The 12,600-nt window shown below is 69.6% G+C and carries 10 protein-coding genes; 6 read left to right on the top strand and 4 right to left on the bottom strand.

The annotated features are described in order from the left end of the window. Nucleotides 1-223: 223 nt before the first annotated feature. From IG08_RS0142125 to IG08_RS0142105, 4 genes are all read right to left on the bottom strand, one after another. Nucleotides 224-1,120 (bottom strand): RNA polymerase sigma-70 factor, encoded by an 897-nt coding sequence (locus tag IG08_RS0142125; protein ID WP_030616111.1) that lies wholly within the window; start codon nucleotides 1,118-1,120, stop codon nucleotides 224-226. A 465-nt stretch (nucleotides 1,121-1,585) separates the two neighbouring features. Then, nucleotides 1,586-2,785: an NAD(P)/FAD-dependent oxidoreductase gene (locus tag IG08_RS0142120; protein WP_078655954.1), complete on the bottom strand. Its 1,200-nt coding sequence runs from the start codon at nucleotides 2,783-2,785 to the stop codon at nucleotides 1,586-1,588. A 665-nt stretch (nucleotides 2,786-3,450) separates the two neighbouring features. Next, complete coding sequence (locus IG08_RS0142110) at nucleotides 3,451-3,879, bottom strand: hypothetical protein (RefSeq protein WP_030616102.1); 429 nt, start codon at nucleotides 3,877-3,879, stop codon at nucleotides 3,451-3,453. A gap of 25 nt (nucleotides 3,880-3,904) precedes the next feature. Next, entirely contained in the window at nucleotides 3,905-4,927 is a 1,023-nt protein-coding gene (locus IG08_RS0142105) for a LacI family DNA-binding transcriptional regulator (RefSeq protein ID WP_030616099.1), read from the bottom strand. A 279-nt stretch (nucleotides 4,928-5,206) separates the two neighbouring features. Here IG08_RS0142105 and IG08_RS0142100 point away from each other — a divergent pair, with 279 nt between their 5' ends. From IG08_RS0142100 to IG08_RS63170, 6 genes are all read left to right on the top strand, one after another. After that, nucleotides 5,207-7,117 carry a glycoside hydrolase family 127 protein gene (locus tag IG08_RS0142100; protein WP_030616095.1) on the top strand — a complete coding sequence of 637 codons (1,911 nt, stop codon included), beginning with the start codon at nucleotides 5,207-5,209 and terminating at the stop codon, nucleotides 7,115-7,117. A gap of 52 nt (nucleotides 7,118-7,169) precedes the next feature. Next, nucleotides 7,170-8,417 (top strand): sugar ABC transporter substrate-binding protein, encoded by a 1,248-nt coding sequence (locus tag IG08_RS0142095; protein ID WP_030616091.1) that lies wholly within the window; start codon nucleotides 7,170-7,172, stop codon nucleotides 8,415-8,417. Nucleotides 8,418-8,424: 7 nt separating this feature from the next. Next, entirely contained in the window at nucleotides 8,425-9,387 is a 963-nt protein-coding gene (locus IG08_RS0142090; RefSeq protein ID WP_030616088.1) for a carbohydrate ABC transporter permease, read from the top strand. A 56-nt stretch (nucleotides 9,388-9,443) separates the two neighbouring features. Then, on the top strand, nucleotides 9,444-10,205 hold the full coding sequence (locus tag IG08_RS0142085) for a carbohydrate ABC transporter permease (RefSeq protein WP_106981126.1): 762 nt from the start codon (nucleotides 9,444-9,446) through the stop codon (nucleotides 10,203-10,205). A 51-nt stretch (nucleotides 10,206-10,256) separates the two neighbouring features. Then, the gene (locus IG08_RS0142080; RefSeq protein WP_030616083.1) at nucleotides 10,257-12,017 is read left to right on the top strand and encodes an RICIN domain-containing protein; all 1,761 of its coding nucleotides are present in this window, start codon (nucleotides 10,257-10,259) and stop codon (nucleotides 12,015-12,017) included. A gap of 340 nt (nucleotides 12,018-12,357) precedes the next feature. Further along, nucleotides 12,358-12,600 (top strand): RICIN domain-containing protein (locus tag IG08_RS63170; RefSeq protein ID WP_420823312.1); only part of this gene is annotated, 243 nt, incomplete at its 3' end.

Genomic DNA, 12,600 nt, shown 5'->3' with positions numbered 1-12,600 from the left:
CGTTCGTCAGGACGAGGGTGTGCGCAGGAGGGTGCTGGCGTGCTTCGCGTCAGACGGAGCTTGGTGAGTACGCGCCAGTTCCTGAGGTCGGCGAAGCCGTGCTCGTTCGCCGCGCGTTCCCGGCTGACCAGCCGGCTCGCTTGCTTCTCGGCGGCGGTCAGCGGCTTGTTCCGCGGCGCCTGCGCCATCGCGCACCTCGGTCGGCCGTGTCGCGGGGGGACGGTCAGCGGGAGGTGAGGGGGGTTTCGGACTCGACGCGCGTGAGCTTTTCGGGGTTGCGGACGTAGTAGAGGCCCGTGACGCGGGCGTTCTCCACGCGGAAGGCCAGCACACCGTCGATCACGCCGTCCAGGCGCAGGATGAGTCCGGGGTTGCCGTTGATCATCGTGGGCTCGCCGGTGAGGGTACCGCCGGCCTTGTCGATACTGCCGGCCATGTAACGGAGCGCCTTGTCGGCGCCGACGACCGGTCGCAGAGCCGCCAGCCTGAGGCCGCCGCCGTCGCTGACGAAGACAACGTCCGGGGCGAGTACGTCGAGCAGCCCCTGCAGGTCCCCGGTCACGAGCGCGCGCCGGAACGAATTCGACGCTTCCCGGGCTTCTTCCGGGGAAGCCGGTGTGCGCGGTCGGCGGGCGTCGACATGTTGGCGGGCGCGGTAGGCGATCTGGCGTGTGGCGGCGGGGCTCTTGTCGATCGCGGCCGCGATCTCGTCGTAGCCGAGGTCGAAGACCTCGTGCAGCACGAAGACGGCGCGTTCGGTCGGTGAGAGGGTTTCGAGGATGAACATGAGTGCCAGCGACAGGTTCTCGGACAGTTCGACGTCCTCGGCCACGTCCGGTGCGGTGAGCAGGGGCTCGGGCAGCCAGGGACCGACGTAGGCCTCCTTGCGCCGTTTCAGGGTGCGTAGCCGGTTGAGCGCTTGCCGGGTCGTGATCCGTACCAGGTAGGCGCGCTGGTCCAGCACTTGCGCCAGATCGACCTTGGCCCATCGCAGCCAGGCTTCCTGGAGGACGTCCTCGGCGTCCGCCGCCGAACCGAGCATCTCGTAGGCGACGGTGAACAACAGGTCTCGGTGGGCGACGAAGGCCTCCGTCGCTGGGTCGGTGACGTGGTTGTTCATGTCGTGCGCCTCACTCTTTCCTGGTCGGCCCTACGGGCCGGAAGCAGGCCGTGGAACATGTACCCGGTCTGGTGGCGGGGGCATCGGCAGCAGCTTCCCCGCCTGTCAGGCCACGCCGGGTGGGCGGGCTGGTGGGAACGGCGTCGCGGCTCCCGGCCCTGGCATACGAGGCCGCGGCGTTGTGTGCTTGTCGCTCCGGCTCGGTCGTTCGTGGGCCGGAGCGGTCGGTCCGACCCGTGGCGGGGTCTTGGCGGCCAGGGCCTGTCGTTTGGATCATGCCGACTTCGGGCTGCGGCGTCTGGTGACTGCCGGTGAGCGGGGCGATGGGGGTACTTCCCGCGCGAGCGAAGCCGAGCGGGGGGAGTCGGCAACCGACGACAACGCCACTGGGGTCCCCCACGCCTTTAGGGCAGTGGGGGAGTGCGTGCCAAGCCCCGCGGCCCAGGCGTGATCCAAACGACAGGCCTAGGCTGCGGGTCGGGTGCTGGACGGCGTCGTGCGGTGTTCCGACTGAGGCGAATCCGGGCGGTCGGTGCTGTTGCCGTGGGATGCGCGGGAACTGGCCTTGCGTGCCCCGGACACCAACTTGTTGAGGGTGAACCGGCAGGCGATCTCCTTGACGCCGGCACCGGTCCGCCCGCTGATGCTGAGCGCGTTCACCTTGTCGTTCGGGTAGGAGAACTGGGTGACGCCCTCGTTTCGGCCGAGGCTGAGGCACTGCCCGGCGAAGAACATCCGGACGGGAGCAGGTGTTTTCCCCGCGATCCGGCGCAGGATCGTGGCGGCGGCCGCCGGGCCCAGCTGCACGGCCGCCTGGCAGCTCATCCGGAACGGATGGTCCGGCATCACCCCCGCGTCCCCGGCGGCGACGATGCGCTCGTCGTCCACACAGGTCAGCGTCGTGTCGGTGACCAGACGGCCGGCGGCGTCCGTGCGCAGTCCGCTGCGGGCGGCCAGGTCCGGGACACGGAATCCCGCGGTCCAGATCGTCACCGCGCTGGGCAGCTCGCGGCCGTCGCCGAGCTGTACGGCGTCGGATGTCACTTCGGTCACCTGCGCGCCGGGACCTTCGAGGACGGTCACACCCAGCTTGGCGAGCCGGCGGGCGACCGGGCGGCGGACCCGGGCATGCAGGGAGGGGCCGAGCACGTCGCCGCAGACCAGGGTGACCTCGCGACCCGCTTCCGCCAGCTCGGCGGAGGTCTCCAGGCCGGTCGGGCCGGCCCCGACCACGGTCACCGGAGCCGACGCGGGCGCCGCGTCCAGCGCCGACCGCAGTCGTTCCGCCCTCTCGAGGTCCGACACCCAATAGGCGAACTCCGCCGCTCCGGGCACGCCGGGATCGGTGGCGCCGCTGCCCACCGCGTAGACGAGGTAGTCGTAGGAGACCGTGCCACCGCCCGCCAGCGACACCTGGCGCTCGGCAGCGTCGATCCGGGTCGCGGTGTCGACCACCAGCCGGACGTTTGCGCCCATGACCCTCCCGAAGCCCTCGATCGCGTCATCGGAGCCGGTCACGCGCTGGTGCAGGCGGATCCGCTCGACGAACTCGGGACGCGGATTGACCACGGTCACCGACACACCGTCGCGCCGCGCCAGGCTGTTGGCCGCCGTCACACCCCCGTACCCGCCGCCGATCACGACCACCTCGACGTTCCCGTTCATCATGTCTCCCTTGTGTTGTGCACTCGGCATGTAGACACCGGCCGCGCGTCTGGTGTGACAGCCCGCGGATGAGACGTAGCGCACATCGGATGTGGCGGAAACGCCGCGCCTTCCGCCGTGCGTGTCGTACCGCGGCCCTGACCTTGTCGGGCAGGGGCCGGGGAGTCTCGCGGTAGCGGGCGAGTGGGGCCCGGCCCGCTGTATGCGGGCTGACACGGCTCGGTGGTGGCCGCGCGGCGACATTGATGGAGCCGACGGGCGTGACGTGGTGCCGGCCCCGTTCCGTCAGCCTGAGCTGGAAGGCGGCGCTGCGGCTGTGCCAAGTCCGGGGCGACCCGGCTCGGGTTTGCGCTGCTGCTGAATTTCCTTGAGGTGGAGGCCCGGTTCCCGGAGTCGGCTAAGGAGGTACCGGATGCCGCGGTCAAGTGCGTGGCCCAGCAGGTGAAGGTGCCGAAGCAACCAGACCCCACCTCCTGGAACGACGCCGAAGCGCGGAAGGAGCTGGGATGCCGCCTCGTCCTTGAGCATGACCTGGCGTCCCCGGCCGGTTTCGCCGCCTTGCCTCGCTTGGTGCGCCTCGTGCCACGCAGCACGGAGGCACGCGGCCTGGCCCTACGCTGCGTCGGCTGACCCGCAGCTGAACGGCACGGGCTTGAGGACACGGGTCATCTGGTTCCCGCGGCCCCCGCCGCAACGAGTCCCAGCAGGTTGTCGTGAATCTCGGTGAACCGGGCCTGCACCGCTTCCGCGGCCTTGGCGACATCGCGTGCGGCGGGGTCGCGAGGCCGTTCGAGCGAGGCTCGGCGGGGAGTCAGCGAGCTGTACCTGAGGCCCTGCACGCTCGGCCGCCCCTTCCTCCGCTGAAGGGCGCCATGGCAGCTCCCAGCGTGACGCTCGAGCGCGTTTCTGACCTGGGGGATGCTCAGGCCGTTGTCGACAGGGCCGCCCGAGACGAAGCAGGCGGCCGATTTCATGGTGCCGCGCTCGATGCCCCGATGCCCCCCGGGGCATCGAGCGCACACCGTGGGCAGCTCAGTGAGGCAGGCGGCTCGCTCGCGGGCGTCGAGGCGCGCCGCGTCGCCGGTGATCTGCACGGGCCGGCGTCCGCACCGGGGCCACTCAGCTGGATTCGCGCACGACCAGACGGCACGGCACCGTGTGCGCGCCCGGACGTGGCTCGGTGTCGATGGCTCGCAGCAGCTCCAGGGCCGCGATCCGGCCGATCTCGGGGAGGTTCATGTCGATGGTGGTGAGGGGCGGGCGGCTGGCCAGAGCCATCGTGTCCCAGTTGTCGTAGCCGACGACGGCCATGTCGCCCGGTACCGCCACTCCGCGCTCGCGCAGTGCGTCCGTCACGCCTCGGGCGATCTGGTCGTTGCCGCAGAAGAAGGCGTCCGTGTCGGGTGCTGTGCGCAGCACCGCGTCGGTGGCCCGGCGGCCCCATGCCTCGCTCCACTCGCCGTGGTGGATCCGCCCGGTGGACGGTTGCAGCGCAGCGCCCTGCAGTTGCTCCACCGCGTACCGGGCTCGCTCGCGGGCGGCGGCGTGGTGTTCCGGGCCGGTGACGTGCGCGATCCGGGTGCGTCCGGTGGCCACGAGATGCTCGATCGCCAGGCGTGCGCCGCCGCGGTCGTCGGTGATGACAGAGGTGTCGGTCGGGTTGGTGGAGGGGGAGAGCGCGTAGACGACCGGGATGCTCTCCACGCCGGGCAGCGGCGGCCGGGGATCGGTACGACGACCGGTGACGATGATGCCGTCCACCCGGCGGTCCATGAGGTTGCGCAGATGGTGCTGTTCCCGGATGGCGTCACCCCGGGTGTCGCACAGCAGGACGGAGATCTTCCCCGCGCCGAGCGCGTCCTCGGCGCCCAGCAGCACGGGGGTGCTGAAGCGGCCGATTCCGTCCGTGGTCATGAGGCCGACTGTCCAGCTGCGGCCGCTGTGCAGGCTCTGGGCGTGCTGGTTGGGACTGAATCCGAGCTCCGCGACCGCGTCCAGGACTCGTTGCCGCGTCTCGGGCCGCATGCGTCCGGCGCCGTTCAGCGCCTTCGACGCCGTTCCGACGCTGACGCCGGCGAGGGCGGCGACGTCGGCGAGCCGGGCCCGCCCGGCCGGGGGAGAGTCTGGAGCAGCAGGAGTCACGGGCAACCCTTTTCCTGGTGAGAGAGATGCCCGACATGCTGACAGGCTCGGGGGTGTTGCGCCAGTCCGCGGGAAAGTCGCAAAAACTCTTGCTGTGACCCTTGACCCGGCAGATGGGCTGCCCTCTACTTTCTCGACGAGAAAACGATTGCTCAAAAACGGTTCCAGGCAGTCGGTCACCCGCCCCCGACGCCCCCGTGTACGAAGCAGGGCCTTGGCAGGAGGTCGCCCGCCATGGCCGTACGCCGGTCTCGTCCCGCCACTCACCACCGGAGAGCCATGCCGCGCACACGCCCCGCCCTGTCCTCGACGGGACCGGTCCGACTCGGCCCGGACAGCCGTGCCGCACTGCGCCCCGCCGCCGTCGGTATCGGCCCGGGGTTCTGGCACGCCCGCCGCGCGACCAACGCACACGCCTCCATCCCGCAGGGGCCGGCACTGCTGGAGACCGCCGGAAACCTGCACAACCTGAGGCTGGCGGCCGGCACGGCCGCGGGCGTTTTCCAGGGCGCCTACCCCTTTGTCGACACGGACGTGTACAAGTGGCTGGAGGCGGCCGCCTGGCAGCTCGCCCAGGCTCCGGACGACGACCTCGCCGGCGAGGTCGGCCGGATCGTCGCCCTGGTCGCCGACGCCCAACAGCCCGACGGTTACCTCAACACCTGGTTCCAGCTGGTCAAGGGCGGCGAGCGCTACCAGGACCTGCGCTGGGGCCATGAGCTGTACTGCGCGGGCCACCTCATCCAGGCGGCCGTGGCTCACCACCGGGCCACCGCAAGCGACGAACTCCTCGACGTGGCAAGGAAGTTCGCGGACCACATCGACTCCGTCTTCGGACCGCCCGGCAGCGGGAAACCCATCGACGGCATCGACGGCCACCCCGAGGTCGAGACCGCCCTGGTCGAGCTGCACCGGGAGACCGGCGAGCGCCGCTACCTCCACCTCGCCGCCTACTTCGTCGACCGGTACGGCCACGGACTGCTCGGCGGCGAGGCCTACTGCCAGGACCGCGTCCCCGTCCGCGAGGCGACCGACGTCGAGGGGCACGCCGTACGGCAGCTCTACCTCCTGGCCGCCGCGACCGATCTCGCCACCGAGACCGGCGACGCCGAACTCCGCAGCGCCGCCGAGCGGTTGTGGCACGCCATGACCACGACCAAGACCCACCTCACCGGCGGCCTCGGCGCGCACCACGACGAAGAGGACTTCGGCGACCCGTACGAACTGCCCAACGAGCGCGCCTACTGCGAGACCTGCGCCGCCATCGCCTCGATCCAGTGGAGCTGGCGCATGGCCCTGCTCACCGGCGAGGCCCGCTACTCCGACCTGATCGAACGCACCCTCTACAACGGCTTCCTGGCCGGGGTGTCGCTGGACGGCGAGCGCTGGCTGTACGTCAACCCGCTCCAGGTCCGCGACGGACACACCGACCCCGGCGGCGACCAGTCGGCCCGCCGCACCCGCTGGTTCCGCTGCGCCTGCTGCCCGCCCAACGTCATGCGGCTGCTCGCCTCCCTGGAGCACTACCTGGCCAGCGGCGACGACAACGGCCTGCAGATCCACCAGTACGTCACCGGCCTCTACACCTCGGACCAGGTCACCGTCGGCTGCGAGACCGACTACCCCTGGAACGGCACGATCGCCCTCACCGTCGAGGAGACCCCGGCAGACCCCTGGACCCTCTCGCTCCGTATCCCGCAGTGGTGCCGGGAGTTCCGGGTGCGGTGCGGGGAGAAGACGTACGAGGGTCCCACCGACGACGGCTGGCTGCGCCTGCACCGCACCTGGGCCTCCGGCGACAAGGTCGTCCTCGAGCTCGCCCTCGAACCCCGTCTCACCACCGCCGACCCGCGCGTGGACGCCGTACGCGGCTGTGTGGCGATCGAACGCGGGCCCCTCGTCCACTGCCTGGAGGGGGTCGATCACTCCGGCGGCGGCCTGGACGACATCGTCGTCGACACCACCCGCCCGCTCGCCGTGAAGCACCGCCCCGATCTGCTCGGCGGCGTCACCACGGTCGTGGCGGCGGGCAGGCGACGACACCTCCCGGAGGCGGGCTGGTGGCCGTACAGCGCCGCCGACGAGTCGCCCCAACAGGACGGTGAGCCGGTCGAGTTGACCGCCGTCCCCTACTACGCCTGGGCCAACCGCGAGGACGGCAGCATGCGCGTCTGGCTGCCCACTTCCTGACACCCCTTCGCCCCGAGAGTTCCGAGAGCTCTTACGACAACGAGGTCACCCCGTGATATCCACCCGCCGCACCCTCCTCGCCGCACTCGCAGCCGTCGGCACCCTCGCCTCCCTCACCGCCTGCGGAGGCGGCTCCGACGACGGGTCGGGCTCCTCCGACGCGTCCGGAGGGACGTACACCTTCTGGGACCCGTACCCGCAGTTCGACGCCTCCTCCCCGTGGGGCAAGCTCGTCACCGAGTGCGGGACGAAGGCCGGGGCGACCGTCAAGCGCACCGCGTACGACACCACCGACCTCGGCAACAAGGCCCTGCTGGCGGCCCAGCAGGGCAACGCGCCCGACGTCATGCTGGTGGACAACCCGGTCGTCTCCACGCTCGTCGAGGCGGGGATCCTCAACAAGACGAGCGACCTCGGTCTCGACACGAAGTCGATCCAGCAGAACATCATCGGCGCGGGCACGATCGACGACGCCTCCTACGGCGTCCCGATCGGCGCCAACACCCTCGCCCTCTACTACAACAAGGAGGTCCTGTCGGCGGCCGGCGTCGACCCGGCCTCCATCAAGGACTGGACCTCCCTCACCGCGGCCCTGCAGAAGGTCAAGGCGGCCGGGAAGAAGGGCATCACCTTCTCCGCCATCAACACGGAGGAGGGCAGCTTCCAGTTCCTGCCCTGGTTCTGGGGCGCGGGCGGCGACCTCACCGAGCTGAACTCGGCGAAGGGCGCGGCCGCGCTGTCGCTGTGGAAGGGATGGGTGGACGACGGCCTGGCACCCAAGGACGTCCTGCAGAACACCCAGACCACCAGCTGGCAGGAGTTCGCCACCGGCGACTACGCGTTCGGCGAGAACGGCACCTGGCAGCTCGGCAACGCCGACAAGGCGGGCTTCGACTACGGCATCCTCAACATCCCCGCGCAGAACGGCGGTTCGGCGCCGGTGCCGACGGGCGGCGAGTTCGTCACCGTGCCCGTGCAGAAGGACAGTGCGCGCTACGACGTCAGCAAGAAGATCGTCGAATGTCTGACCAACGACGCGAACCTGCTGGCGACCGACACGACCCTGATGTACATCGCCCCGACGGCCACCGCGCAGGCCGAGCAGGTGAAGGCGAACCCGAAGCTCAAGCCGTGGGTGGACGCCGTGGCCGCCGCTCGCGGGCGCACCAGTGGTGGCCTGGGCTCGAAATACCCGACCATCTCCGAGCCGATGTGGACCGCGGTCCAGTCGGCCCTGTCCGGCGGCAAGAGCCCGCAGGACGCCCTGGACACGGCCCAGTCGAGCGCCGAGAAGGGCTGACGCCGACATGACCATCGCCCGAGTCGACCGCCCACCACGGGAGCGGGTCGTGTCAAAGGCGACCGACTCCCTGCCGCTGCGGCGCCGGCAACGGCGCAGGAGCCGCCTGACCGCGCTCGCCTTCGTCGCCCCGCTGATCGCCTACCTCGCCGCGTTCTACGCCTATCCCCTCTACCGCAACCTCGACCTGAGCCTGCGCGACTACACGGTGCGGTCGTTCGTGGCGGGGGACGCGCCGTTCTCCGGCTGGGAGAATTTCCAGAAGGTGCTCGACGACCCGACGTTCGGCCCGGCGATGCGCCACACGATGGTCTTCACCTTCGTGTCGATCGCTTTCCAGTACGTCATCGGGCTCGCCCTCGCGGTCTTCTTCAACCGCCACTTCCGTCTGGCACCGACCCTGCGCGCCCTGTTCCTGATCCCGTGGTTGCTGCCTCTGATCGTGTCGGCGTCGACGTGGTCGTGGATGTTCAACAGCGAGTCGGGAGTGGTGAATTACTTCCTGCACTTCTTCGGCGTGGACGCGGTCGGCTGGCTCACCTCGCCGGACTGGGCGCTCACCTCGGTGATTATCGCCAACATCTGGATCGGCATCCCGTTCAACCTGGTCATCCTCTACAGCGGCCTGCAGAACATCCCGTCGGAACTGTACGAGGCCGCCGCCCTGGACGGGGCGGGCGCCTGGCAGCAGTTCCGCCGCATCACCTTCCCCCTCCTGCGCCCGGTGTCGGCGATCACCCTGCTCCTCGGCCTCGTCTACACCCTCAAGGTCTTCGACCTGATCTGGATCATGACCAAGGGCGGCCCCGGCGACGCCTCCTCCACCCTGGCGACCTGGTCGTACCAGCTCGGCTTCGGCACCCTGCTGCCCAAGTTCGGCCCCGGAGCGGCGGTCGGCAACATCCTCATCCTCATCGCCCTCGTCTTCGGCCTTCTGTACATCCGCGTCCAGAGGAGGCAGGAAGCGTGAAACGCCGTACGGCCTCCCGCCGTTACACCGTCATAGGGCTCGCCCTCACCGCGCTGATGCTGTTCCCGGTGTACTGGATGCTCAACGTGTCCCTCACCCCGCAGCAGGACATGCGCAAGACCCCGCCCGACCTGCTCCCGCTGCACCCGACCTTCGAGGGCTACCAGGCGGTCCTCGACGACCAGATGCCCTACCTCGGGACCAGCCTGCTCATCGGCCTCGGCACGGTCGCCCTCACCCTCGTACTCGCCGCCCCCGCCGGCTACGCACTGGCGAAACTCCGCCCGCTCGGCGGCGGCGCCCTCGGCCTGATCCTCCTTGTAGCCCAGATGATCCCCGGAATCGTCATGGCGATGGGTTTCTACGGCATCTTCCTCGACCTGGGCCTGCTCAACTCCTGGTGGGGCCTGGTCATCGCGGACTCCACCATCGCCGTGCCCTTCGGCGTCATGATCTTCACGGCGTTCATGTCGGGCATCCCCGGCGAGTTGATCGCCGCCTCCCGCATCGACGGCGCCGGGACCTTCCGCACCTTCTGGTCGGTCGTGCTGCCGGTGAGCCGCAACGCCGTCGTCACCGTCTCGCTCTTCAGCTTCCTGTGGGCCTGGTCCGACTTCGTCTTCGCCAACACCCTCGACGGAGGCGGCGACTGGAGGCCGATCACCCTCGGCATCTACAAGTACATCGGCAACAACAACCAGGAGTGGAACGCGATCATGGCCACCGCCGTCGTCGCGTCCGTCCCCGCAGCAGTCCTGCTGGTCCTCGCCCAGCGCTATGTGGCCGCGGGTGTGACCGCGGGCGCGGTGAAGGACTGACCCCACGCAGGAACTCCCTTTCCCATCCGCTCCGTTGAGGAGAAACCTGTCATGACCCGCACACATGCAAGACCGCCCACCCCCGGGCGCCTGACCGCCGCCCTGGGCGCGGCCGCCCTGGTCGTCACGGCACTGGCCACCACCGTGCCGTCCGCGGAGGCGGTCCCCACCTCCGCCACCACTCTCGTCGTCAACGCCAACCAGACCCTGCGCTCCGTCACCCACGTGGCGAGCGGCAGCCTCTACGGCCTCGCCGACGCGTCCACCCCCGCCGACAGCCTGGTCACCGCGCTCAAGCCGCACACGTTCGTACAGATGGCCCCGGGCGGCAGCCAGTTGCCCAACGGCGCCTCCAAGCCCGGCGGCGACGCACTCGTCGTAGCGGCGAAGGCGGCGCGGGCGGGCTCCAAGGTGGTCGTCCGCATGCCGGACTGGTACCCGAACTTCCCTTACCAGTGGGTGAGTTGGAGCGACTGGCTGTCCGCCGTCGACAAGCAGGTCGCCTCCGTGCAGTCCTCCGGCGCGACCAACATCAGCGCATACGAGATCTGGAACGAACCCGACTGGACCTGGGACACCGCCAACGCGGGTGCCTTCAACGCCGGTTGGGCGCGGACGTACAAGCAGATCCGGACGAAGGACACCACGACCCCGATCCAGGGCCCGAGCGACGCGTCCTGGAACCAGTCCCGGATGAGCACGTTCCTCACCGACGCCAAGGCCAGCGGCACCGTCCCCGACATCATCGCCTGGCACGAACTGAGCGGCAGCCAGGACATCGCCGCGCACGTCTCCGCCTACCGCGCACTGGAGTCGAGCCTCGGCATCAGCCCGCGCCCGATCTCCATCGAGGAGTACGGCACGCCCTCCGAGATGGGCAACTCCGGCGCTCTCATTCCCTACGTCGCCAAGTTCGAGCGGACCGGCGTCCAGGACGCCGAACTCGCCTTCTGGAACCACTACGGAACCCTCGGCGACACCCTGACCGACACCGGCGGCTCGCCGAACGGCTCGTACTGGACGTACAAGTGGTACGGCGACATGTCCGGCAACATGATCGTCACCACGCCTCCCGCGCAGACCGGCATCGACGGCTTCGCCTCCCGCAACGGGGCGGGCAACCAGATCAGCGTCGTCGCCGGCGGTTGCACGGGCTCCTGCGCGGTGACCGTCAACGGCCTGTCGTCCCTGTCCGCCTTCGGCAGCACGGTCCACGTCAAGGTGGAGTACAGCCCTCACACCGGCCGCACCACCGCGTCCCCGGGTCCGATCACGATCTCGGACGCCGACTACACGGTCTCGGGCGGCTCCATCACCGTGCCGGTGACGATGAACGCCTCCGACGGCTACCGCGTGATCGTCACCCCCAGCGGAACCTCCACCTCGCTCGCCGGGCGCTACCAGATCACCAACAGGAACAGCTCTCTCGCCCTGGGCACCCTGAACACGGGCACCGCGCAGGGCACCTCGGTCGTCCAGGCCACGTCCAGCACCGGCACCGACCAGAACTGGACCCTGGTGGCCGCGGGCTCGGGCCTGTACAAGATCGTCAACCAGAAGAGCGGGCTGGTGCTGGGCATCAACAACATGAGCACCGCGGACGGCGGTACGGCCCTGATCTGGGGTGACAACGGCACCGCCGACCACCTCTGGCAGCTGATCCCGGCCCGCGACGGCTACTACAAGATCGCCAACTACAACAGTGGCCTGCTGCTCGGCGTGCAGGACATGAGCACGTCCTCCGGCGCCCAGGTCCTCCAGTGGACCGACAACGGCACCTGGGACCACCTCTGGAGACTGACCGCGCGCTGACCCACGGACGTCTGTGTCCCTGGCCGATGTCGGCGGCCGGGGGCACAGGCATCGCGACCGAACCGATTTTGTAAGAGGCGTTGACGAATACAGGTAGGGCTCCTACTTTCATGGCCGTCGTACTCCATACGTCATATATGAATGCGTTGCACAACGGAGCGGTGGGGAGCGCGGCCGCAGTGCCCACCGGCGAGGGTGTCGATGACCCGACTGCACGCCTGTCATCCATGGAATGTCATGTCCACAGCAAATGATCGATCCGGACATGCGGCTGACGCCCTCGCAGACCAGTCGCCAAGGACGACGGCGATGAACGCACACTCCGCGAGGAAGGAACAGCATGCGCAGAACGACCTCTGAACGTCCGAAGTCCGCATCGCGATTACGCCGCTGGGCTCACTGGGCCATCGCTTGGGTGGTGGCGGTGCCGATCCTGGTGATCGGTGCTTCCGCGGGGCCCGCGCAGGCGGCGACCCCGACGGCCGGCGGCACTTACACCCTGGCGGTCACCAAGAGCGGCATGTGCCTCGATGTCGTCGACATGAGCACCGCCAACAAGGCCCTCGTGCAGCAGTGGAACTGC

This window comes from Streptomyces fulvoviolaceus (genome assembly GCF_000718165.1).
Classification (GTDB): Bacteria; Actinomycetota; Actinomycetes; order Streptomycetales; family Streptomycetaceae; genus Streptomyces; species Streptomyces fulvoviolaceus.
This window is presented reverse-complemented; position numbering and strand designations above follow the sequence as displayed.